The organism is Pseudomonas rhizozeae (assembly GCF_031583775.1).
GTDB lineage: Bacteria > Pseudomonadota > Gammaproteobacteria > Pseudomonadales > Pseudomonadaceae > Aquipseudomonas.
The window spans coordinates 1-24329 of record NZ_JAVLSB010000052.1 but is presented as its reverse complement, the minus strand read 5'-3'; the positions used below and the strand labels follow the sequence as shown (position 1 = coordinate 24329).

The window sequence follows — 24329 nt, the reverse complement described above, 5'->3', positions numbered from 1 at the left end:
AGCTCAGGACAACATGTCCTGCATGATCTCTTGCAATACATTCAGATCAAACGGTTTGCCCAGGATCGGCGCAGTGCGCGTGATCGGGCTGTCGGTCTCGCGGATTTCCTGCGGATAGCCGCTGATGAAAATCACCTTGAGTTCCGGTCGCAGCTTCACCGCAGGCTCGGCGATCTGCACGCCGGAGATCCCGCCAGGCAGGCGGAAGTCAGTAATCATCATGTCCAGGTGCGGTTTGCTGGCGAGGATCTCGAACGCCTGTTCACCGTTCTCGGCTTGTAATACGCGGTAGCCTTCGCCGGATAAATAGGCGGCAAGCACCATCAGAATCGAGGGGTCATCCTCGACGATCAATACAACGTCTTGTGCATCTTCACTCATGGGAAGCCTTTGTTCGGTCAATAGCTGCTGATACGACCATGGGGTCACACAGAGGTTGCGTAAATCAGGGCTGTTTTCCTACAGCGGCAGACAAACGCGAAAAAGGGCACCCTCGTTGATCTTGCTCTCGACGGTGATGGTGCCGCCATGCGCGGCGACGATTTGCTCGGAAATAAACAGCCCCAGGCCCAATCCGGCGACTACGGTTTTCGCCGAGACCCGCTCGAACTGCTGGAATATGCGCTTCTGGTTCTCTTCGCTGATGCCGATGCCATGGTCCTGCACCTCGACCACGGCCAGCCGTCCATGACTGTACACGCGCACCTGGATCTGGCTCTTGCCGCCGTAACGCAAGGCGTTGGTCAGCAGGTTGGAGATCACTTGCTCGATGCGAAACTCGTCCCACTGCCCTTCCACGGGCTCCGACGACTCGAACACCACTGAGGTTTCGGCAGCCTCGACCTGCGGTGCAAAGTTCTGCAGCAGGTTGTTGACCAGTTGCACCAAGTCGAACCGGCTCGGCCGGATCGACAACTTGCCGGTGCGAATCCGCGAGACGTCGAGCATGTCTTCGATCAGACGGATCAGGCTTTTGATCTGCCGCTCGTCGCGGTCGACCATGGCGTGCATTTTGTCCAGGGTAAACGCCGCGGCGTTGTCCCGAGCCAAGTGCATTTTGCGCAACTGGGTTTCGAGTATCAGCCCGTTGAGCGGCGTGCGCACCTCATGGGCGACGATCGACATGAAGTCATCGCGCATGCGCACCGCCTGCTCCAGTTCCAACTGGGTGCTTTTCAGTTGTGTGAGCAGCGCTTCCTGTTCGCGCCGGCTTCGCTCCAGAGCTTCGACCTGTTCCTTCATGGCCTTGCTCTGACGGAACAGATCGACGAAGACGTTGACCTTGCTCTTGACTGCGTGGATGTCTAGCGGCTTATGCAGAAAGTCCACCGCGCCGCTTTCGTAGCCCTTGAACGCGTAGTTCAGTTCGCGGCCGGCGGCGCTGACGAAGATGATCGGGATGTTCTTGGTCTTCTCGGTCCCGCGCATCAGCTCCGCCAGTTCGAAACCGTTCATGCCGGGCATCTGCACATCGAGGATCGCCATGGCGAACTCATGCTGCAACAGCAACGACAGGGCTTCGTCCGCGGACAGCGCCTTGTAGACCGCACGGTCTTCGCGCTTGATCAGCGCTTCGAGGGCCAGCAAGTTCTCCGGCAGATCGTCGACGATCAGCAATTTGGCTTGGATGTCACTTAGCATGCGATTCGTTCCAGCTCGACAAGCAGACGGCCGATGCCGTGCAAAGGGAGAATATGGTCCGGTTGGTGCAACGCCAGCGCCGCTTCAGGCATGGTCGACACCTGGGCTTCAGCCGGGTCCTGCACAACCGTCAGGCCGCCGTGCTGCTTGACCAACGCCAGGCCACGGGCGCCATCTTGGTTGGCGCCGGTCAACAGCACCGCCGCCAGTTTTTCGCCGTAGGCGTCGGCGGCGGACTCAAACAGGTAATCGATCGACGGCCGCGAATGGTGCAGACGCGCTTCAAGGCTCAGCGAAAGGCTGCGGTCCTGCTCCACCGACAAGTGATAACCCGGCGCGGCGAAATACAGAGTGCCCGGCTGGATATCGAGTTTGTCCGCGGCTTCCAGCACCGGCATGGCGACCCGCCGGGCGAATACTTCGGCCAACTGGCTGCGGCGTTCATCAGGGATATGCAATACCACGATAATCGGCAAACCGAAGCCTTGTTGTATCGGCCTGAACAGCGTCAGCAAGGCCTCGACGCCGCCGGCGGAGGCCCCGATCACAATGGCCTCGATGCGAGGCAAAGTCGCTGCATCCTTCATGATTTGCGATAGATCCGTTCTTGTTTGACCAGCGCTTCGAATTGTTTGCTGTAGCCCGAGAAATCCAGGGTTTCCTTGCTGCCCAGCACCAGAAAGCCGCGATGGCACAGTGACTCGTGAAACAACCCGAACGCCCGATCCTGCAGCTTCTTGTTGAAATAAATCAGTACGTTACGGCATGAAATCAACTGCGTTTCGGAGAACACACTGTCCGTCGCCAGGCTGTGGTCGGCGAAGGTCACGTTTTCGCAGAGAGTCTTGTCGAAAATCGCGTAGTCGTACGCCGCCGTGTAGTAATCGGAAAACGAGCGCTGTCCGCCCGCCTGCTGATAATTCGAGGTGTAGGCACGAACGTTTTCCAGGGAAAAAATCCCTTGCTTGGCTTTCTCCAGCGAATGCGGGTTGATGTCGGTGGCGTAAATAATCGTGCGATCGAGCAAGCCTTCCTCGCGCAGCAGGATGGCCATGGAGTACACCTCCTCCCCGGTGCTGCAACCGGCGATCCACACTTTGATCGACGGATAGGTCCTCAGCAACGGCACCACTTCCCGGCGGATTGCCAGGAAGTGCGACGGGTCGCGAAACATCTCGCTGACCGGAATCGTCAGCAATTGCAGCAGTTGCATGAACATGGTGGGGTCGTGCAGCACGCGTTCTTGCAGGGCGGAAATGGTACTGCAGTCGAACTGGCTCAGCGCGTGCTTGACCCGACGCTTGATGGAAGCACCGGAGTAATCGCGAAAGTCATAGCTGTATTTGAGATAGATCGCTTCGATCAACAGCCGCAGTTCGATATCGGTATTTCGCTCCACTAGATACGTTCCATCTTCGGTAACCACACGCGAATCAGCGAGAACAGGCGATCCAGGTCGATGGGCTTGGCCAGGTAATCATTGGAGCCGGCCTGCAGGCAGCGCTCCTGATCGTCCTTCATGGCCTTGGCCGTCACCGCAATGATCGGCAGCTTGCGCCAGCGCGGGTCTTTGCGGATCTCGATGGTGGCTTCAAAGCCATCCATCTCCGGCATCATCACGTCCATCAGCACCAGGTCGATGTCCTCGACTTCATTGAGTTTTTCGATCGCTTCGCGGCCATTACGCCCGATCACCACGACCGCACCTTTATGTTCCAGCGCACTGGTGAGGGCGAAAATATTGCGCACGTCGTCGTCCACCAGCAGGATTTTGCGACCCTCGAAAACCTTGTCGCGGCTGCGCGCGGTCTTGAGCATCTTCTGCCGTTCATGGGACAACTGCGATTCGACTTTGTGCAGAAAGAGTGTGACCTCGTCCAGCAAGCGTTCCGGCGACCGCGCGCCCTTGATGATGATCGAGCGCGAATACTTGCGCAGATCGGCTTCTTCATCGCGGGTCAGGTTGCGGCCGGTGTAGACAATCACCGGCGGGAACGAGCAAATGTCTTCGGTGGACATGCGCTTGAGCAGGTCATTGCCGAGCATGTCCGGCAGCTTCAGGTCGATGATCATGCAGTCATAGACGTTGTCGCGCAGCAGGTCGAGCGCTTGCTGGGCCAGGCCGACGGCGGTGATTTCGATGTCGTCGTCGCCAATCAGGCGGGCAATGCTGTCGCGCTGCAAATCATCGTCTTCCACCAGCAGCACCCGTTTGACCTTCTGGGTCAGCTTGGCTTCCAGCCGTGCGAACACGTCCTTGAGCTCTTCGCGGGTGGTGGGCTTGACTGCATAACCGATGGCGCCCATATGCATCGCCGCCTCGACCCGATCTTCCACGGAAATCACGTGCACCGGGATGTGCCGGGTTTCGGCGTGTTCTTTCAAGCGCTGCAAGACCGTGAGTCCGGAGTGATCCGGCAGGCGCATGTCCAGCAGGATCGCGTCCGGTACGTACTGGCGCGCCAGGTCGTAACCTTCGTCCGCTCCGTGCGCCACCAGGCACTGGTAACCCAGCTCATGAGCCAAGTCGTAGAGGATGTGGGCAAAATTCGCTTCGTCTTCGACCACCAAAATGCAGCGGGTGGTGAACGGCGCTTTATCGCGGTCGTCGGCAAAGCGTGGGATGTCGACCTCGGCAATCAGCGGTGCCGGTGGCGGTGTGACCTGCGGCAGCGGTGCCGCGGCGAACGGTTGCAGGCGAATCGGCTCGACCGGCACTTCGCCCGGCTCGACGTAGTGCTCTGGCATCACCAGGGTGAAGGTGCTGCCCTGCCCCGGCTCGCTGCTGACGCTGATCGAGCCGCCCAGCAGGCTGGCCAGGTCCCGCGAGATCGACAAGCCCAGGCCGGTGCCGCCGTAACGTCGATTGGTGGTGCCGTCGGCCTGGCGGAAGGCTTCGAAAATGCTGTCCTGCTGATCAGCGGCGATACCAATCCCCGAGTCGCGCACGACAAACGCGATACCGGCCCCTGGGTGACGCGCCACGGTCAGGCTGACCGAGCCTTTTTCGGTGAACTTGATCCCGTTCGACAGCAGGTTCTTGATGATCTGTTCCAGGCGCTGACGGTCGGTGAACAGCATGTGCGGCGCGTCAGGCTGCAAGTGCACTTGGAAGTCCAGGCGCTTGTCGGCGGCCAGCGGCAGGAACATCCCGCGCAAGCCTTCGACCAGACGCGCCACACTGGTGTTTTCCGGGCGCACTTCAAGTTTGCCGGCCTCGACTTTGGAGATGTCGAGGATGTCGTTGATCAAGTTGAGCAAGTCGTTGCCAGCGGAGTAGATCGACTCGGCGAACTTCACCTGCTCAGCGGTGAGGTTGTCTTGCGGATTTTCCGCCAGCAACTTGGCGAGGATCAGCGAACTGTTAAGCGGCGTGCGCAGTTCGTGGGACATGTTGGCGAGGAACTCGGACTTGTACTTGCTCGAACGCTGCAACTCTTCGGCGCGTTCTTCGAGCTGCACCTGTGCCTCGTTCAGCGCGGTGTTCTTCTGGTCCATCGCGTCGCGCTGGTCGGCAAGAATCTGCGCCTGTTCGGCCAGTTGCTCGTTAGTCTGTTCCAGTTCAACTTGCTGGGTTTCCAGATTGACTTGCGACTCCTTGAGCACCCGGGACTGTTCTTCCAGCTCCTCGTTGGCGGTCTTGAGTTCTTCCTGCTGCACTTGCAGCTCTTCGTTCAATTGCTGGGTTTCCGCCAGCACTTCTTGCAGGCGCTGACGATAACGCGCGGCTTCGATGGAGGTGCCGATGTTGCCGGCGATCAATTCGAGCAATTCGATATCGCGCTCGATCAACGGACGCAGGAAGCCCAGTTCGACCACCCCGTTGACCCGGTCGTCGTCACTCGTCGGCACTACCAGTGCGCTACGCGGCAGGCCTTCACCCAGACCGGAGCTGACTTTGAAGTAGTTGCTCGGCACGTCGTCCAGGCGAATCAAGCGGCCTTCCTGCGACGCCTGGCCGATGATGCCTTCGCCGTTGGAAATCCACTGCTCCTGTTCTTCCTGTTCCCGGGAGAAACCGTAGGACGCCACGCGCCGCAGGCCGCCGTGCTCTTCCCGCACATAAATAGCCGCGACCACGCTGCCGAGGTACTGCGCGCAGAACTGCAGAATATTGCGCCCCAACACATTCAAGGTCAGTTGCCCCAGCACTTGCTCGGCCAACTCGGTCTGGCCGTTGCGCAGCCAGGCTTGCTGTTCGAGGCGCAGCGCACTTTTCTGCTGGGCTGCCAGGGTGTCGCTGTAGCTGTTCGACAGCGCGACCAGATCACGTCGTCCGGCGTAGGCCAGCAAACCGCTGATACCGGCGACGAACAACAGGTACAGGCCAATGCTCCAGATGGTGGTACGGCGCACGTCTTCATTGCGCGCAGTACGCAAGGTCTGTTCGGTTTCGATAACGTCTTCGTATTGTTTACGGATTTCGTCGGTCAGGCGCTTGCCGCGCCCGGCCTTCACCGCGCCACGGAAGTCGCCGCTGGTGCGCTGCAGGTCGATCATCGACTGCGCGTACTGCGTCCATTCCTGCTGCAAAGCTTCCAAGCGATTGAGCCGGTCAGTCTGCGCCGGGTTGTCGCCGGTCAACTCCTTGAGGGTTTTGATCGCTACGGCAATGCGTGGCTTGGCAGTTTCATAAGGATCGAGGAAATGCTCATCGCCGCTCAGCAGATAGCCGCGCATGCCGGTTTCGAGGTCGACCGAAAGTTTTACCGCTTCGTTGGCGTTATTGATCACTCGGTCGGTGTGCTCGACCCATTGGATAACGGACAGTAAATAAGTGATCAACGACACGAAAAACACTGCACTGACCACCCCCACACCCAGCGGCAGAGAGATGTTACGGCTCAGGAGTTTGCGGAAACTCTGCTCATCAACCGACAACGGTAGGGACATGGGGAGACCTTGGTGAACTGTTGAAAAGGAGGGAGTTTGCCCCATTCGCGCCGGTTTGATCCAATTTTCTGACACCTCCGCCAGCAAAATCCTACATAAAACTGCTTCAGATCATGACCAAGGGGTTATGCTGATGGCTATCTGCCCGGCGCTGACTTTTATGCGCGGGTCGGGAACTTGTCGGGATGCGCCACTTACTCATGCTTGAGCCCGGCACGTTCCAGCGACCGACCGCCACCCTTCTACTACTCGAGAGCCCCACCATGTCCACCACCATCCTCGTCGTTGAAGACGACTCCATCGTTCGCATGTTGATCGTCGACGTTTTGGAGGAACTGGAATATTCGGTATTGGAGGCTGAAGACGGTGAAGCGGCGCTGGAGATTGTTCGTGATTCGAGCAACGTTATTGATTTGATGATGACCGACCAGGGGTTGCCGGGAATGAACGGTCGGGACCTGGCGGAAAAAGCCCGAGAACTGCGGCCCCAGTTGCCAATCCTGTTTGCCAGTGGCTATGCGGAAAACATTGATGTGCCGGCGGGCATGCACTCCATCGGCAAACCGTTTTCCATCGACCAGTTGCGCGACAAGGTCAAATCGATATTGCCAACTGCCTGACGATTCTGCGGTAGCTGAAAAATCAATCCCCGGTTCCATCGGGGATTTTTTTATGGGGCGACGCCGCTCAGGCGACGCAGGCTGTAGGTCATCCGGGCTGTGGTTTAATTGCGCTCTTTTTCAGCATCGCCAGGAAAGCCCCCTATGAATCAGCCCGACATCACCAAAGTCCTGGTCATCGGCTACGTCTGGCCCGAGCCCCGTTCCTCGGCGGCGAGCGGGCATGTGATGCAGATTCTCCAGACCTTCCTGCAACAAGGATGGGACGTCACGTTCAGCAGCCCCGCCGGCACTGGCGAACACCGCGCCGACTTGAAGGCACTGGGGATCCGCGAGTGCCCGATCGAGCTGAACAACAGCAGTTTCGATGCCTTTATCAGTGCGCTAGCCCCGGACATCGTGCTGTTCGACCAGTTCATGATGGAAGAGCAATTCGGCTGGCGTGTCGAAAAGTACTGCCCGAAAGCCTTGCGCGTGCTGGAGACCTCCGACCTGCAGAGCCTGCGCCACGCCCGGCATCAGCGCCTCAAGGATCGGCTGAAAGCCAGCAGCGACGAAAACGACTTCAGCGAACTGTTCGCCCCGGCGCTGCGGGAGGAATTCGAATTGATGGCCAACACCGACCTGGCCAAACGGGAAATCGCCGCGCTCTACCGCTGTGACCTGAACCTGATGATTTCACCGGTGGAGATCCAGTTGCTGATCGAGCAATTCGGCCTGCCGCCAGGTCTGTTGCATTGGTGCCCGCTGATGCCCGATATGCCTTCAGCGCCGGTCCCGGCCTACGAGGACCGCGCGCACTTTCTCAGCATCGGCAACTTCCGCCATGCGCCGAACTGGGACGCGGTGCTCTGGATGAAAACCGCCGTCTGGCCGCTGATCCGCCAGCGCCTGCCGGGCGCTCAACTGCACCTCTACGGCGCCTACACCCCACCGAAAGCCACCGCGCTGCACAACCCGGTGCAGGGTTTTCATGTGATGAACTGGGCCGAGGATGCGTTGCAGGTGATGTCTGCCGCGCGAATCTGCCTGGCGCCGTTGCGCTTTGGCGCCGGGATCAAGGGCAAGATTATCGACGCCCTGCTCTGCGGCACGCCGACCGTCACCACGCCGATCGGCGCCGAAGGGATGGATCGCGGCTTGCCCTGGCCCGGCGCGGTGGGCGAATCCGCTGAAGCTCTGGCCGAAGCAGCAGTTGCGCTGTATCAAGACCAGACGCTATGGCATGCAGCCCAGGCCAACGGCACTCGTTTACTGCAGGCCGGCTATCAACCGGCAGAGCATGGCCCGGCGCTGATCGAACGCTTGAAGGCCTGCCGCCGCGACCTCGAAAACCGTCGGCGCGACAATTTCACCGGGGCCATGCTGCGGCACCATGCGCATAAAAGCACCCAGTACATGTCGCAGTGGATCGAAGCGAAAAATCGTCAGGGTTTGTCAGCCGTTTCTGAATCTAAAGTGTGTTGATTCACTTGAAATAGCTGGCTCAACGCTATGTTTTGAATCATGTTTCAGCGGCTTGAAATAACCCGCTCGGGTTCTAGGCTTGGATCATGAGTCGGCGCGTTGCAGATCGCCGCGCCGGCACCACAACCCTTTTCGCATGCAAGGAAAGCGTGCGAGCCCAGGCAGGAGCCGCTCATGTCCCTTAGTCCCACCGCCAATGTCGATACCCAGCGCTGGATCAGTGCCAGCCCCGAACTCGACCACTTGCCGCTCACCGAATTGATCTGGCCCGGCGCGCACAACGCCGGAATGGACAAAAAAGCCCCCAACTACCAAGTCATTGTTGGCCACTGGACGACTTGCCAGAACGGCTCCTTCGCCTGGCAACTGGAGAAAGGCGCCCGCGCCTTCGATTTGCGCCTCGGCTACACCGCTGATGCGCCGGCGGGTATTTTCTACTTCCACCACAACGGCTACCGATCACACCGGGTGCTGGATGAGTTGATCGACGCGGTCTCGGCGTTTCTCGATCGCAACCCGGATGAGTTCATCGTCCTCGACTTCCATCAGTTGAGCGATGGCGAGCGCTTTTTCGACTTCCGCCAATTCAATGAGCTGATCGTGCGGCGCCTCGGGCCTCGGGCGATCCACCCTAGCCATGGCGACCGCACGCTGGGCCAACTGAAGGCCAACAGTGCACTGAAACGCGTGGTGCTCTCGGCCGGCGCCTCGACGGAACTCGACAAAACGTATTTCTGGCTGCGCATCCCCCATCGCTGGAGCGGCAACCGGCTGACCAATGTCCAGGACTTGCGTCGCCATATCACAACGACACTGGAGACCCCGCGCTACGGCTCATTTCTCTGGTCGCTGACTGCTACCAGCTACTCATTTCTCGGTGGGCCGATGGACATCAAGCAGCATATCAATGAGTGGTTTCATTCCTCGCGAGACTGGGTGACGCAGTGCAGCATCATCAGCACCGACTTTTTCGACGAGTCGGAAATCGTTGGCTATTGCTGGGTGGCCAACAACATGAAAGCCGTGCAGCACAATCCTTCCGGGGTGGTCCGGGCACTACCGACGCGGCTTGCTGACCTGGACACTGGCATTCTCGGCCGGTAAAGAGGCATGATCCGGACACGGCCAAAACAACAAAAGCCCTCGATATGACCCGAACTGCCAGAGTCACCGACCCTTCCTACGAACTGATGGACGACCACAATGGCTTGTCCATCATTTATCGCCAGCATGGTTTTCCGTGCCCTTTGGTGCGCTGGCACTTTCACAAGGAATACGAACTGCACCTGATCGTCGCCAGTTCCGGCAAGGTGTTCATTGGCGATTACATCGGTAATTTCTACCCGCAAAGCCTGTTCCTCACCGGCCCCAACCTGCCGCATAACTGGATCAGCCAGGTCGCCGAGGACGAAGTGGTGCCCAAGCGCGACATGTTGGTGAATTTTACCGATGAGCTTTTTGAAGGCGGCCACCAAGTGTTCGCCGAACTCAAGACCCTGACTCCGCTGCTGGAACGGGCGCAATACGGCATTGAGTTCCGTGACCCGCGCACCCTCCGCGAGGCGACCAAGCTGATGCAGCGCATCGCCGACAGCCACGGCATCACCCGCCTCGGGCATTTTTTCATCCTGTTGGAGCTGCTGAGCAATTGCGACGATTACCAGTTGCTGTCCGGCGCCACCACTGCGCAACTGGCGGACGAACATAACGTCGACCGCACCAACCGCGCTGTGGACTACATCTTCGCCCACTACGCCCGGGAACTGCCGCTCGAAGAAGTCGCGGAGTACCTCGGCATGAAGCCCACCTACTTCAGCCGAGTGTTCAAGCAAGCCACCGGGCGCAATTTCATCGAATTCGTCAATCGCCTGCGCATCAGCAAATCCTGCGAGCTGTTGGCCGACGGTGATAAACCCGTGACCGATGTCTGCTTCGAGTCGGGCTTCAACAATATTTCCAATTTCAACCGCCGATTCCAGCAACTCAAAGGCATGACACCCTCCCATTACCGGCGCCTGGCGGTACAACGCCTGACCGAGCAAAACCACGGCTGACTCTGGTTTCTGATACGGAATCGACGACGCTGTAGATCAAAAACGCCGGTCTACGCGCTTTGCAGGCCGGGCATGAGTGCAAAAAAGTATCGATTCAAGTGCGATGAATGATTTGTCATCCCTCCGATTGAAGGCTGTAATCAGCGCAGATTCTTCCCTTCATCCGGAAGACACAAAAACAATAACTGTCCTTCTGTAGCCCTTGGGCGCAGAAAAGGAGTGCGCGATGAAACCTTCGGTAAAAGCTCTGCTTGTCTCCACCTGCATGACCCTCAGCAGCGTCAGTTTCGGCGCGCAAACCCTGACCATTGCCACCGTCAACAACAGCGACATGATCCGTATGCAAAAACTCTCGAAAACCTTCGAGACCGAGCATCCGGACATCAAGTTGAACTGGGTGGTACTCGAAGAAAACGTCCTGCGCCAACGCCTGACTACCGACATCGCCACCCAGGGCGGGCAGTTCGACGTGCTGACCATCGGCATGTACGAAGCCGCTCTGTGGGGCGCCAAAGGCTGGCTGGAACCGATGAAAGACTTGCCGGCCACATATGCCCTCGACGACGTCTTCCCTTCCGTGCGCGAAGGCTTGTCGGTTAAAGGTTCGCTGTACGCGTTGCCGTTCTACGCCGAAAGCTCAATCACCTATTACCGCACGGACCTGTTCAAGGATGCCGGGCTGACCATGCCTGAGCGTCCGACCTGGAGCCAGATTGCCGAGTTCGCCGGCAAGCTCACCAATAAAGACAAGGAGCAGTACGGCATCTGCCTGCGCGGCAAGGCCGGTTGGGGCGAGAACATGGCGCTGATCACCACCGTGGCCAACGCCTACGGTGCGCGCTGGTTCGATGAACAGTGGAAGCCGGAATTCACCGGCCCGGAATGGAAGAACGCGCTGAACTTCTACGTCAATACCATGAAGCAATCTGGCCCGCCAGGCGCGTCCAGCAACGGTTTCAACGAAAACCTTGCGCTGTTCAACAGCGGTAAGTGCGCGATCTGGGTCGATGCCAGCGTCGCCGGCTCGTTTGTCACCGACAAGAGCCAGAGCAAGGTCAGCGAGCACGTTGGCTTTACTTACGCCCCGCACGAAACCACCGACAAAGGGTCGGCCTGGTTGTATTCCTGGGCACTGGCGATTCCGACCAGTTCCAAAGCCAAAGACGCGGCGAAAACCTTCAGCGCCTGGGCCACTTCCAAGGAATACGGTGAGCTGGTGGCCAAGACCGACGGCATCGCCAACGTACCGCCAGGCACCCGCGCTTCGACCTACAGCGATGAGTACATGAAAGCGGCACCGTTCGCCAAAGTGACCCTCGAATCGCTGAAAGCCGCCGACCCGAGCAAACCGAGCGTCAAGCCGGTGCCTTACATCGGCATTCAACTGGTGACCATTCCTGAGTTCCAGGCCGTGGGCACCTCGGTAGGCAAGCTGTTCTCCGCCGCATTGATCGGCCAGACCACGGTCGAGCAGGCCCTGACCGCCGCCCAGCAAAGCACTGAACGCGAGATGAAGCGCGCCGGGTATCCGAAGTAAGCAACACGTGCGGTGAATGCGACTCTGCTGTTTGCCCTGACATCGAGTTGCCTTCATCGCGGGCAAGCCACGCTCCCACAGGTTCACCGCAATCATGTGGGAGCGGGCTTGCTCGCGAAGAGGCCGGTACATCCGCCACATCATCGTGGCAGGAAAACCTGCTTTCGCGAGCAAGCCCGCTCCCACACTTGATCTCCATTGAACCTGTCGCCACTCGGTTTTTAACGCCATGACTATTTCAACTGCCAAAGCCCAGATCGACCTCACCGCGCCGGCGCGTAAAAGCCGCATGGCCAACCCAGGCTGGTTTCTGGTCAGCCCCTCGGTGGCGTTGCTGCTGCTGTGGATGATCGTGCCGTTGGGCATGACCGTTTACTTTTCGATGATCCGCTACAACCTGCTCTACCCCGGCGAGAATGAGTTCGTTGGCCTGGAGAACTTCACCTATTTCCTCACCGATTCGGGCTTCATGCCCGGCGCCACCAACACCTTGTTGCTGGTGGGCAGCGTGCTGCTGATCAGCGTGGTGTTCGGCGTGTTGATCAGTGCGCTGCTTGAAGCCAGTGAATTTCTCGGTCGCGGCATCGTCCGGGTGATGCTGATTTCGCCGTTCTTCATCATGCCCACGGTCGGTGCGCTGATCTGGAAGAACCTGATTTTCCACCCGGTCTCGGGGATTCTGGCCTACGTCTGGCGCTTGTTCGGGGCGCAGCCGGTGGACTGGCTGGCGCACTACCCACTGCTGTCAATCATCATCATTGTCTCGTGGCAATGGCTGCCGTTCGCGATCCTGATTCTGATGACCGCCATGCAGTCCCTCGACCAGGAACAGAAAGAAGCCGCGCGCCTGGACGGTGCCGGCCCAATCGCGATCTTCTGGCACCTGACCCTGCCGCACCTGGCGCGGCCCATCGCCGTCGTGGTGATGATTGAAACCATCTTCCTGCTTTCGGTGTTCGCCGAAATTTTCACCACCACCAACGGTGGCCCGGGCTTCGCGTCGACCAACCTTGCCTACCTGATCTACAACCAGGCGCTGGTGCAGTTCGACGTCGGCATGGCGTCCGCCGGCGGCTTGATCGCCGTGGTGATCGCCAACATCGCGGCGATCATTCTGGTGCGGATGATCGGCAAAAACCTGACAGACAAAGCCTGAGGCCTGCGCCATGACCCTTCAACAATCCCGCCGCCTGCAAAGCCTGCTGCTCGGCACCCTGGCCTGGGCCATCGCGATCCTGATTTTCTTCCCGATCTTCTGGATGGTGCTGACCAGTTTCAAAACCGAAATCGACGCCTTCGCCACACCGCCGCAGTTCATTTTCACGCCGACGTTTGAAAACTACCTGCACATCAATGAGCGCAGCGATTACTTCAGCTTCGCCTGGAACTCGGTGGTGATTTCCTTCAGCGCCACGGCCCTGTGCCTGCTGATCGCGGTGCCGGCCGCCTACTCCATGGCGTTCTACGAAACCAAACGCACCAAGGGCACGCTGCTGTGGATGCTCTCGACCAAAATGCTGCCGCCGGTGGGCGTGCTGATGCCGATCTACCTGCTGGCCAAGAGCTTCGGCCTGCTCGACACACGCATCGCGCTGATCGTCATCTACACCCTGATCAACCTGCCGATCGTGGTCTGGATGGTTTACACCTACTTCAAAGACATCCCCAAGGACATCCTCGAAGCCGCCCGCCTGGATGGCGCCACGCTGTTGCAGGAAATGGTCCGGGTGCTGCTGCCGATCGCCAAGGGTGGCCTGGCCTCCACGGTACTGCTGTCGTTGATCCTGTGCTGGAACGAGGCGTTCTGGTCACTCAACCTGACTTCGTCGAAAGCCGCGCCGCTGACCGCGCTGATTGCGTCCTACTCCAGCCCCGAAGGGTTGTTCTGGGCCAAGTTGTCCGCCGTGTCCACCCTCGCCTGCGCGCCGATCCTGATTTTCGGCTGGATCAGCCAGAAACAACTGGTGCGCGGTCTGTCGTTTGGTGCTGTGAAATGACCGGTGTGTACGCAACCGCTGATCAACAGCAAACCCTGTGGGAGCGGGCTTGCCCGCGTATACGTCGGCACATCCAGCATCAATGTGACTGACACGGCGCTTTCGCGGGCAAGCCCGCTCCCACAGGGTACAGCGTCGTTCCCGACAGCTCGGCTCAACTGAATAACAACAAGCGGAGGCCCATCATCATGGCCAACCTGAAAATCAAGAATCTGCAAAAAGGCTTCGAAGGTTTTTCCATCATCAAGGGCATCGACCTGGAAGTGAACGACAAGGAATTCGTGGTGTTCGTCGGCCCGTCGGGCTGCGGCAAGTCGACCCTGTTGCGGCTGATTGCCGGCCTGGAAGAAGTCAGTGGCGGCACCATCGAACTCGATGGCCGCGACATCACCGAAGTCAGCCCGGCCAAACGTGACCTGGCGATGGTGTTCCAGACCTACGCCCTGTACCCGCACATGACCGTGAAAAAGAACATGTCGTTTGCCCTCGATCTGGCGGGCGTGCCGAAAGCCGAAGTCGAGAAGAAGGTTGGTGAAGCGGCGCGCATTCTCGAACTGGGGCCGATGCTTGAGCGCAAGCCTAAACAATTGTCCGGCGGCCAGCGCCAGCGCGTGGCAATCGGCCGGGCCATCGTGCGCAACCCGAAAATCTTTTTGTTCGATGAACCGCTGTCCAACCTCGACGCCGCCCTGCGCGTGCAAATGCGCCTGGAACTGCTGCGCCTGCACAAAGACCTGCAAGCGACCATGATCTACGTGACCCACGACCAGGTCGAAGCCATGACCATGGCCGACAAAGTGGTGGTGCTCAACGGCGGCAAAATCGAGCAGGTCGGCTCGCCACTGGACCTCTACCACCAGCCGGCCAATCTGTTCGTCGCCGGTTTCCTCGGCACGCCGAAAATGGGCTTCCTCAAAGGCCAGGTCAGCCGCGTCGATGGCCAAAGCTGCGAAGTTCAGCTGGATGCCGGCACTCGCATCAGCCTGCCGCTGAGCGGCGCCAACCTCAGCGTCGGCAGCCCGGTGACCCTGGGCATTCGCCCGGAGCACCTGGAGCTGGCGCAACCGGGCGATTGCACCCTGCAAGTTACCGCCGATGTCAGCGAACGCCTGGGCAGCGACACCTTCTGCCACGTCGTCACCACGTCCGGCGAAGCCCTGACCATGCGCGTGCGCGGTGACCTGGCGAGCCGCTACGGCGAGCAACTGAGCCTGCACCTGGACGCCGAACACTGCCATTTATTCGATGCCGACGGCGTGGCCCTGACCCGCCCGTTGCGCGCCGCCGCCTGAATTCGAGAAGCCAAGATGAAACTCAATAGCGCCAACCTCAACCATATGAACCCTGAAGTGGCCCTGCCCACCTACGCCTTGGGCGATACCCGCCAAGGCATCGCGCACATCGGTGTCGGTGGCTTCCATCGGGCGCACCAGGCGTATTACACCGATGCCTTGATGAACACCGGCGAAGGCCTTGACTGGGCGATCTGTGGCGTCGGCCTGCGCGTCGAAGACCGCCGCGCTCGGGACGATCTCAAGGAGCAGGATTATCTGTTCACCCTGTTCGAACTCGGCGACACCGATGACACCGAAGTCCGGGTGATCGGGGCGATCCGCGACATGCTGCTGGCCGAGGACGGCGCCCAGGCGCTGATCGATAAACTGGCCAGCCCGGATATCCGCATTGTCTCGCTGACCATCACCGAGGGCGGCTACTGCATCGATGACAGCAACGGCGAGTTCATGACGCACCTGCCGCAGATTCAGCACGATCTGGCGCATCCGGACGACCCGAAGACCGTGTTCGGCTTCCTTTGCGCAGCCCTGGCCACACGCCGCGCCGCCGGCATCCCGGCATTTACCTTGATGTCCTGCGATAACCTGCCACACAACGGCGCGGTGACCCGCAAGGCGCTGTTGGCCTTCGCCAGCCTGCGGGATGCCGATCTGCGGGACTGGATCGCTGATAACGTCAGTTTCCCCAACGCTATGGTCGACCGCATCACGCCCATGACCAGCACCGCCCATCGCCTGCAACTGGCCGACAAACACGCGGTGGACGACGCCTGGCCGGTGGTGTGCGAGCCGTTCGTGCAGTGGGTGCTGGAAGACAAGTTCGTCAATGGCCGGCCGGCCTGGGAAAAGGTCGGCGTGCAATTCACCGACGACGTCACGCCTTACGAAGAGATGAAGATCAAATTGCTCAACGGCAGCCACCTGGCGCTGACCTACCTGGGTTTTTTGAAGGGTTATCGTTTCGTCCACGAGACCATGAACGATCCGTTGTTCGTACGTTACATGCGCGCTTACATGGACCTTGACGTGACCCCGCAACTGGCGCCGGTGCCGGGCATCGACCTCAGCGACTACAAGGACACCCTGGTCGAGCGTTTCTCCAACCAGGCCATCGCCGATCAACTGGAGCGCGTGTGCTCCGACGGCTCGTCGAAGTTTCCCAAGTTCACCGTGCCGACGCTCAATCGCCTGATCGCCGATGGCCAGGAAACCGAACGCGCGGCGCTGGTCGTGGCGGCGTGGGCCTTGTACCTGAAAGGCGTCGACGAGAATGGCGTTACCTACTCGATCCCTGATCCGCGTGCGACGTTCTGCCAAGGGCTGGTGGCCGATGATGCGCTGCTGACTCAACGTTTGTTGGGTGTGGAAGAGATTTTCGGCAAGGCCATCCCCAACTCAGCCGAGTTTGTCGCGGCGTTCGAGCGCTGCCTCGACAGCTTGCGCGAGGTGGGTGTGACGGGCACGCTGGAGCGGTTGTTGGCTAAGGTGAGCTGAGCCGAGGACAGCGGTGAATGCACTGGCGCTATCGCGAGCAGGCTCGCTCCCACAAGACCGCGCAAATCTGTGGGAGCGAGCCTGCTCGCGAATACCTCAATGAAACGGACCTGACGGAACAAAGGATCTCCCATGCCAGAACAACAATTATTCCTCGGCATCGATTGCGGCACCCAAGGCACCAAGGCAATTATCCTTGATGCCTCCAGCGGCCAGGTGTTGGGACTGGGGTCGGCCCCGCACAGCATGATCAGCGCCGCCAATGGCCGACGCGAGCAAGACCCCGCACAGTGGCTCGAAGCGTTCGCCCTGGCCACCCGCCGCGCCTTGCTCGCGGCCAATGTCGACGGCCAGCACATCCTCGGTGTCGGCGTGTCCGGCCAGCAACATGGGCTGGTGTTACTCGACGACCAAGGTCAGGTATTGCGCCCGGCCAAGCTCTGGTGTGACACCGAAACCACGCCGGAAAACGACACCTTGCTCAAACACCTGGGCGGCGAAAGCGGCTCGCTGGAGCGCCTGGGCGTGGTGATCGCGCCGGGTTACACGGTTTCCAAATTGCTCTGGACCAAGGAGCAACACCCTGAGGTGTTCGCCCGTATCGGGGCCATCCTGCTGCCCCACGACTACCTGAACTTCTGGCTCACAGGGCGTCGTTGCAGCGAATACGGTGACGCCTCGGGCACCGGCTATTTCAATGTGCGCACCCGCCAATGGGACTTGCAACTGCTGTGCGATATCGACCCGAGCGGACGCCTGCAAGCAGCGTTGCCAGAGCTGATCGATGCCCATGAGGCCGTCGGCCCGCTGTTGCCGAGTATCGCTGAGCACTTGGGCATCAACCCGAACGCCATCGTCTCCAGTGGCGGCGGCGACAACATGATGGGCGCCATCGGCACCGGCAACATTCAGCCGGGGGCGATCACCATGAGCCTCGGTTCGTCCGGCACCGTGTATGCCTACGATGATCAACCGCGGGTCAGCCCCGACGCGTCGGTTGCGACTTTCTGTTCCTCCAGCGGTGGCTGGCTCCCGCTGATCTGCACCATGAATTTGACCAACGCCACCGGGGCGATTCGCGAGCTGCTGGACCTCGACATCGAACAGTTCAACGCTCTGGTCGAGCAAGCCCCGATTGGCGCTGAAGGCGTGTGCATGTTGCCGTTTCTCAACGGTGAGCGCGTACCGGCCCTGCCCCACGCCACCGGCAGCCTTCACGGTTTGACCATGACCAATCTGACCCGGGCGAACCTGTGCCGCGCCGTGGTCGAGGGCACCACGTTCGGCTTGCGCTATGGCCTCGACCTGTTGCGCCAGAACGGCTTGCAAAGCCGCAGCATCCGCTTGACCGGCGGTGGCTCGAAAAGCCCAGTGTGGCGGCAGATCGTCGCCGATATCATGAACACCCCAGTGGTCTGCACTGAACAAAGCGAAGCCGCCGCCCTCGGTGCGGCGATCCAGGCGGCGTGGTGCCGGTCGTGGTCGAACGGCGATGAAAACAGCCTGCAGGATTTGTGCGAGCGTTGCGTCACGCTCGACCTGGCCAGCGAAACGCTGCCCGTCGCCGGCAACGTGGCGGCGTGTCAGCAGGCCTACGAACGCTATCAACAGTGGGTCGCGACCCTTTAAAGAGTGAGCACTATGTATTTGGTATGTGGCGAAGCGCTGTTTGACTTCTTCAGTGAAAACGATGCCAGCGGCCTGGCATCTCGGGTGAATTTCAAGGCGATTGCCGGGGGGTCGCCGTTCAACGTCGCGGTCGGCCTGCGCCGTCTGGGGGTCGACACGGCGCTGTTCGCCGGGCTGTCCACTGACTACCTCGGCCGTCGTCTGCTGCACGTGTTGCAGGATGAAGGCGTCAACGCGCGGTACCTAGTGGACTTCGACGCGCCGACCACCCTGGCGATGGTTGCCGTCGGCGCCAACGGTTCGCCGCAGTACAGCTTCCGTGGCGAAGGCTGCGCCGATCGGCAACTCACCCCAGCACACCTGCCGCAACTGGGGGCCGAGGTGCGAGGGTTGCACGTCGGCTCGTACTCGCTGGTGGTGCAGCCGATTGCCGATACCCTGCTGGCGTTGGTGCGCCGGGAAAGCGGCAAACGCCTGATCAGTCTCGACCCTAACGTGCGCCTGAACCCGCAGCCAGACATCGAATTGTGGCGCTCACGGATTGGCGAACTGGTGCAACTGGCGGATTTGATCAAGGTCAGCGATGAGGACTTGCACCTGCTCTACCCCGAGCAAGATCCCCAAACCATCATCGAAGGCTGGCTGCAGCACCGCTGCCAAGTGGTGTTCCTGACCCGTGGTGGCGAAGGCGCGACGGTCTTCAGCCGCCAGCACGGCAGTTGGTCAGTGCCAGCACGCTCGGTGGAAATCGCCGACACCGTGGGTGCGGGTGACACCTTTCAGGCGGCGTTGATCACTTGGCTGACCGAACAACGCCTGGATTCGGTGGACGGCGTGCAAGGTCTCGGGCGCGAGCAGATCAGCGCCATGCTCGACTTCGCCGTCGGCGCCGCTGCCCTGACCTGCAGCAAAACCGGGCCGGACTTGCCGTATCGCGCGCAATTGGGCTAATCCATTGACGTGACTAAAAGTCGATAACACGTCGAACGACGAGCTATCTCACATTCAAAAGCGTGTACCAGGAATCAGAACTGAGCTAACCGTAAAACGCGCTGGGCCTGGCATAGATCCAGGCCCGGTGCGTGACGGTAGAGCTGAACGCGTGGGTTAAACCGCCCGACGCTCGGTGTGCAACGGTTGCGAGTGCAGCAGGGTTCGAGAGGCCAGGTCTGTGCGCAATTCAGCGATCAGACCATTGATTTCACGACTCGAGTTCAAGCGCTGGGCATTGATACCGGTCACCATCAAATCGAGCTGGTCGGTCTGGCGATCGGTATACACTTTTACCGTCATCGAAAGATCCGGCGCCACTGTGCATTGGCAGCGCTTGGGAAGAAAACTGCTTTCAATGATATTGCGGAGTTCCAAGGCAGAAAGAAACATGGCGATTCTCTCCTTATGTGAGATAGCCAATAAAAGATCAACGTCGGTCAGTGGTGAAATGTCCGTGGGTCATCCCTGGCCCAATCACCTCTCCACTTCTTTCGTTTCAACGCTGACTCATCAACCGTCGTGGCCAGCTTAGAAACCTCTAGAGCATAAAACATGCCCGTTTCTTTTGCGGTGGTGCCTTATAAAAATCAAGCACTTAAAAGGCATGCTATCAATTTGCCTGTTGCAAATTGCAAGAATCACCTTTAGTCGCCCTGCAAATTGCAAGCTCAGGACAGTGAGATCGACGATGGCTAGAAGATGGCCAACACTGCGATTGCCGTGCGAGTAAGCTGACCCGGGTTCAGTTCAATTGTGGGAGCGAGCCTGCTCGCGAAGACGTCCTCAAGCCTTCACCTTTCACTTGGCCAACCGCCGCAACCCAAACACCATCGCCACCGCCCCGCCCATCATGGCCATCAAAAACAACGGGTAGGCGATCCACCACGGTGTGCCGGCGGTCATCATGCTGAATTCGGACATGCCGCCAATACTGGCGATCAGGTTGAGCGGCAGGAACACCACGTTGATCAGCGTCAGTTTGCGCAACAGGTTGTTCATGCTGTTGTTCATCAGGTTGCCGCGGGCGTCGATCAGTCCGGAGAACACGGTGGAGTAGATCTCGGCCTGCTTGTAACACTGGTTGTTTTCGATGATCAGGTCGTCGATACGGCCAATGGCTTCGGCGCCGAAGTGTTCCTTCTCCGCGTGGTTGCGCAAGCGAGTCAGGACGGCGCCATTGCTGTGCAGGGCGTTGAGGTAATAGATCAGGCTTTCGCTGAGGTTGAACATCTGGATCAGGTGCTGGTTGTCCATCGCCGCGTTGAATTTCTGTTGCAGTTCGCGGGCCACCAGTTTGATTACCTTCAGATGCCCGAGGTAGTGATGGATGTTGTTGAAGAGCAGATCGAGCAATACGTCCAGCGGCGTGTTCAGCGGCTGGTGGGTGCCGACGCCGTTGAGCGGCGAGTCGTCCGGGGCGATCACCAGCAATCGTGCCGGTGAGAACAACAGGCCGCAGGACGAGACCTCGAAGGCCAGGCTGCCGGCGCCGGAATAGTTTTCCGGACGTTTCCAGATCAGGAACAGGTTGTCCGGGTGAAACTCGATGCGAGACACCTCGTCCGGATCCAGCGCTGAGGCCAGCGCGTGTTCGTCGACTTTGAAGTGGCTGTGCAGCAAGTCCCGCTCGGCGGCGTCCGGGTTGCTGAACAGCATGACATCAGCGTCCAGGCGATCGACTCGCTGTAACGCGCCGTGGCGCAGATGAAAACTGTTGATCATCGTCCGTTCACCAAGCCTGGCCGCGTCGCTTGAGCTCCAGGCGACGCACGAACTCTTCCAGCACCAGTGAATACAAATCGTCTTGCAAATAAGCGTCTTCGATTCCGGCGTCCATGTTCGGGTTGTCGTTGACCTCGATCACCACCACTTTGTCGCCAGACTGTTTGAGATCGACCCCGTACAGGCCATCGCCAATCAGGTTGGCGGTCTTCACCGCCAATTCCACCACCGCGCGCGGTGCTTCGTGTACCGCCAGGGTCCGGCATTCGCCGTTGACGTCCTGGCCCTTGGCCTTGTGGTTGTAGATCTGCCAATGGCCCTTGGACATGAAGTATTGGCAGGCAAAGATCGGTTTGCGATTGAGCACCCCGATGCGCCAGTCGTACTCGGTGTAGAAAAACTCTTGTGCCAGCAACAGCACCGAATGTTCGAACAATTCGGCAGTGGCATCGAGCAAGGCTTGCTGGCTCTCGACCTTGATCACGCCACGGGAGAAGCAGCCATCGGGGATTTTCAGCACCAGCGGGAAGCCCAGGCGCTCGCCAACCCGTTCGAAATCTTCCGGTCGCTCCTTGTAGAGTATTTCCGTGGCCGGCATGCCCAGTTGATGACTTTTCAGCAGGTCAGTGAGGTAGACCTTGTTGGTGCAGCGCAGGATCGACGCCGGGTCGTCCATCACCACCAGCCCTTCGCTCTCGGCCTTCTTCGCGAAGCGGTAGGTGTGGTTGTCGACGCTGGTGGTCTCGCGGATCAGCAAGCCGTCGTATTCGGCAATGCGCGCGTAGTCCTTGCGCTCGATCAGTTCAACGTCGATGCCCAGGGTCTTGCCGACCCGGACGAAATTAGCCAGCGCCTTGGGGTTCGATGGCGGCAGTGCTTCCTGCGGGTCATGCAGAATCGCCAAGTCATAACGGGCCAGGCGTCGCGAACGCGGCTGGCGCCATATCTTGCGGCTGAAGTTATCCAGCGAATACGCGAATTGATCTTCCTGATCATCACGCAACTTGTGCAGCGCACCAAACTTGATGCCGTCAATGTGCCAGCCATTGGATCTTTTGAACTCAACTAACAAGATCGGGCAAGGGAACACTTCAAACAACTGGCGCGCCAAGTCCTGCAACGGCTCGATATGCGTATTACCGAAATAAAGTGTCAGGGTAAAACCTTCGGTATCACTGTAAAGATGATGGCTGAGGGCTTTTTCCAACGTTTTATCCAGGTCATCCAGGGCCAGGCCGTACAGCGATTTTCGGGTCAGTTCGCTGATGGTCCGTACCGAGGGAATGACCTTGTGCCCACGGGCCTCGGCCAGCAGCGAGCAGTAGTAGCCGTGGCCCAGGTACTTGTAGCTGCGACACAGGTTGATCACCTGCACCCGTTTGCCCGAGGCGTTTTCGTGATTGGTTTCGAGGTATTCCTGGGCCGTGACAATGTCTTCACTGGGAAAGTAAGAAGCCCAGTCTTCGCGACGCTCGACGATAATCATCAGTTGGCTGGAAGTTCCTGCTGCGTCATTCAAATAGGTGGCGGAAGTGATTGCTACCGGTAACTTTTGCTCGGATACTGCGCGCCAATGACCTGGTACCGCTGACATAGTGATTGATCCGTTGGAGAACAAGACCTTTCCTATTAAGCACGAACTTTTTCGAAAGTCCCGTTTCGTTACGCAACTTTTACGGCGGTCATATGAATACTGTTTTTCGCTTGGCGGTATTAACCGACTTACCGGCGTTGCTGGCCCTGGAACAGCAATGCTTCACCATGGATCGACTTAACAGCCGCAATTTCCAGTGGATGCTCACCCGTGCCCACGGCCAGTTGCTGGTGGCTGAACGGAACGGCGAGTTGCTCGGCTATGCCCTGGTGCTGTTCCATCGTGGCACTTCGCTGGCAAGGCTGTATTCGATCGCTACTGCCGTGCAGGCGCGGGGCACGGGGTTGGGCAAATTGCTGCTGCAGCGCATTGAAGCCTGTGCGGTTGAACACGATTGCGCTTATTTGCGCCTGGAGGTGCGCACCGACAACCCGGCGGCGATTGCCTTGTACGAGCGCAATGGCTACAGGCGCTTCGCGACGATTCACGATTACTACGAAGACCACGCCGACGCCTTGCGCCTGGAGAAACGCATCGTCCAGCATCAGGAATCGCGCAGCGTGCGCGTGCCGTATTACCCGCAAACCACCGATTTCACCTGCGGCCCCGCGTGCTTGCTGATGGCCATGGCGGCGCTGCAAGCCGACCGGCCGATGGAACGTCGCGAAGAACTGCAACTGTGGCGCGAGGCGACCACGGTGTTCATGACCTCCGGGCATGGCGGCTGCAGCCCGCAAGGCCTGGCGTTGGCGGCGTGGCAACGGGGTTTTCGCGTGCAGTTGCAAGTCAGTATGAGCGGCGCATTGTTCCTGGACGGCGTGCGCGACGCGCATAAAAAAGACGTCATGCGCCTGGTCCATCAAGACTTTGCCGAGCAGTTGCAAGCCACCGATGTCGAGCAAGTGGTGGGCGGTCGCCTGTCCCTGCCGCGCTCAATGGCCGAAGGTGGCCAGGCGCTGGTGCTGATCAGCAGCTATCGCCTGACGCGCTCGAAATCCCCGCATTGGGTGGTGGTCACCGATTGCGACGATGAGTTCGTCTACCTGCATGACCCGGACGTCGATCACAGCCAGCATCGCCAGCCGATGGATTGCCAGCATGTGCCGGTGAGTCATCAGGAGTTCGAGAAGATGAGCAGTTTCGGCCGTGGGAAATTGCGGGCGGCGGTGATTATCTTTCGCAGGGGTGTGTAAGTCCGACGGTGGTTGACTATCAGGCGCTGGGTCTTGATCGGATGTACTGCAAACCCTGTGGGAGCTGACTTGCCAGCGATGGCCTTCTATCAGGCACTAGAGATTTTAATGGTGTACATATCCATTCCTTTGGTGATGACTGATATAGGTTCCGCTCTTACAGCGGGTTACTTTGAAAAGCCCAAAGTAACCAAAGGCTC

The 24329-nt window shown here is 59.3% G+C and carries 20 protein-coding genes; 12 read left to right on the top strand and 8 right to left on the bottom strand.

The window, feature by feature from the left end; all coding sequences use genetic code 11:
• Positions 1 to 3: 3 nt before the first annotated feature.
• From RG836_RS18285 to RG836_RS18265, 5 genes are all read right to left on the bottom strand, one after another.
• Positions 4 to 381, bottom strand: coding sequence for a response regulator (locus tag RG836_RS18285; protein ID WP_310848143.1), 378 nt, complete (start codon positions 379 to 381; stop codon positions 4 to 6).
• A gap of 78 nt (positions 382 to 459) precedes the next feature.
• On the bottom strand, positions 460 to 1641 hold the full coding sequence (locus RG836_RS18280) for a hybrid sensor histidine kinase/response regulator (protein ID WP_310848141.1): 1182 nt from the start codon (positions 1639 to 1641) through the stop codon (positions 460 to 462).
• Positions 1635 to 2228, bottom strand: coding sequence for a chemotaxis protein CheB (locus RG836_RS18275; RefSeq protein WP_310848139.1), 594 nt, complete (start codon positions 2226 to 2228; stop codon positions 1635 to 1637). Before RG836_RS18275 ends, RG836_RS18280 begins: the two co-directional genes overlap by 7 nt.
• Positions 2225 to 3040 carry a CheR family methyltransferase gene (locus RG836_RS18270; RefSeq protein WP_310848137.1) on the bottom strand — a complete coding sequence of 272 codons (816 nt, stop codon included), beginning with the start codon at positions 3038 to 3040 and terminating at the stop codon, positions 2225 to 2227. Before RG836_RS18270 ends, RG836_RS18275 begins: the two co-directional genes overlap by 4 nt.
• Complete coding sequence (locus RG836_RS18265; protein WP_310848135.1) at positions 3040 to 6534, bottom strand: response regulator; 3495 nt, start codon at positions 6532 to 6534, stop codon at positions 3040 to 3042. Before RG836_RS18265 ends, RG836_RS18270 begins: the two co-directional genes overlap by 1 nt.
• Positions 6535 to 6797: 263 nt before the next feature.
• On the opposite strand from RG836_RS18265, the gene RG836_RS18260 reads away from it, so the two are divergent.
• The 11 genes from RG836_RS18260 (at position 6798) to RG836_RS18210 (ending at position 19578) form a co-directional block, all read left to right on the top strand.
• Positions 6798 to 7154, top strand: a complete 357-nt coding sequence (locus tag RG836_RS18260) for a response regulator (RefSeq protein ID WP_310848176.1) — start codon at positions 6798 to 6800, stop codon at positions 7152 to 7154.
• A gap of 144 nt (positions 7155 to 7298) precedes the next feature.
• Entirely contained in the window at positions 7299 to 8621 is a 1323-nt protein-coding gene (locus RG836_RS18255) for a glycosyltransferase (protein ID WP_310848133.1), read from the top strand.
• 174 nt (positions 8622 to 8795) lie between these two features.
• The gene (locus RG836_RS18250) at positions 8796 to 9725 is read left to right on the top strand and encodes a PI-PLC domain-containing protein (RefSeq protein ID WP_310848132.1); all 930 of its coding nucleotides are present in this window, start codon (positions 8796 to 8798) and stop codon (positions 9723 to 9725) included.
• A gap of 44 nt (positions 9726 to 9769) precedes the next feature.
• Positions 9770 to 10675 carry an AraC family transcriptional regulator gene (locus tag RG836_RS18245; RefSeq protein WP_310848130.1) on the top strand — a complete coding sequence of 302 codons (906 nt, stop codon included), beginning with the start codon at positions 9770 to 9772 and terminating at the stop codon, positions 10673 to 10675.
• A 226-nt stretch (positions 10676 to 10901) separates the two neighbouring features.
• A complete protein-coding gene (locus RG836_RS18240) occupies positions 10902 to 12212 on the top strand; it encodes an ABC transporter substrate-binding protein (protein ID WP_310848128.1) in 1311 nt (436 codons plus the stop codon).
• 229 nt (positions 12213 to 12441) lie between these two features.
• Positions 12442 to 13368, top strand: a complete 927-nt coding sequence (locus tag RG836_RS18235) for a carbohydrate ABC transporter permease (protein ID WP_409078092.1) — start codon at positions 12442 to 12444, stop codon at positions 13366 to 13368.
• Positions 13369 to 13378: 10 nt separating this feature from the next.
• Complete coding sequence (locus RG836_RS18230) at positions 13379 to 14209, top strand: carbohydrate ABC transporter permease (RefSeq protein WP_310848126.1); 831 nt, start codon at positions 13379 to 13381, stop codon at positions 14207 to 14209.
• A 188-nt stretch (positions 14210 to 14397) separates the two neighbouring features.
• Entirely contained in the window at positions 14398 to 15501 is a 1104-nt protein-coding gene (locus RG836_RS18225; RefSeq protein WP_310848124.1) for an ABC transporter ATP-binding protein, read from the top strand.
• Positions 15502 to 15516: 15 nt separating this feature from the next.
• Positions 15517 to 16998 (top strand): mannitol dehydrogenase family protein, encoded by a 1482-nt coding sequence (locus RG836_RS18220; RefSeq protein WP_310848122.1) that lies wholly within the window; start codon positions 15517 to 15519, stop codon positions 16996 to 16998.
• 132 nt (positions 16999 to 17130) lie between these two features.
• Positions 17131 to 18627 carry a xylulokinase gene (xylB, locus tag RG836_RS18215; RefSeq protein ID WP_310848120.1) on the top strand — a complete coding sequence of 499 codons (1497 nt, stop codon included), beginning with the start codon at positions 17131 to 17133 and terminating at the stop codon, positions 18625 to 18627.
• A 12-nt stretch (positions 18628 to 18639) separates the two neighbouring features.
• A complete protein-coding gene (locus RG836_RS18210; RefSeq protein ID WP_310848118.1) occupies positions 18640 to 19578 on the top strand; it encodes a carbohydrate kinase family protein in 939 nt (312 codons plus the stop codon).
• A gap of 156 nt (positions 19579 to 19734) precedes the next feature.
• Here the strand turns inward: RG836_RS18210 and RG836_RS18205 are convergent, their stop codons facing one another.
• From RG836_RS18205 to RG836_RS18195, 3 genes are all read right to left on the bottom strand, one after another.
• A complete protein-coding gene (locus RG836_RS18205) occupies positions 19735 to 20010 on the bottom strand; it encodes a DUF1652 domain-containing protein (RefSeq protein ID WP_310848116.1) in 276 nt (91 codons plus the stop codon).
• Positions 20011 to 20418: 408 nt separating this feature from the next.
• Positions 20419 to 21342: a magnesium transporter CorA family protein gene (locus tag RG836_RS18200; protein ID WP_310848114.1), complete on the bottom strand. Its 924-nt coding sequence runs from the start codon at positions 21340 to 21342 to the stop codon at positions 20419 to 20421.
• A gap of 7 nt (positions 21343 to 21349) precedes the next feature.
• On the bottom strand, positions 21350 to 22828 hold the full coding sequence (locus RG836_RS18195; RefSeq protein WP_310848113.1) for a RimK family protein: 1479 nt from the start codon (positions 22826 to 22828) through the stop codon (positions 21350 to 21352).
• A gap of 200 nt (positions 22829 to 23028) precedes the next feature.
• Here RG836_RS18195 and RG836_RS18190 point away from each other — a divergent pair, with 200 nt between their 5' ends.
• A complete protein-coding gene (locus tag RG836_RS18190) occupies positions 23029 to 24129 on the top strand; it encodes a GNAT family N-acetyltransferase/peptidase C39 family protein (protein WP_310848111.1) in 1101 nt (366 codons plus the stop codon).
• The last annotated feature ends 200 nt before the right edge of the window (positions 24130 to 24329 follow it).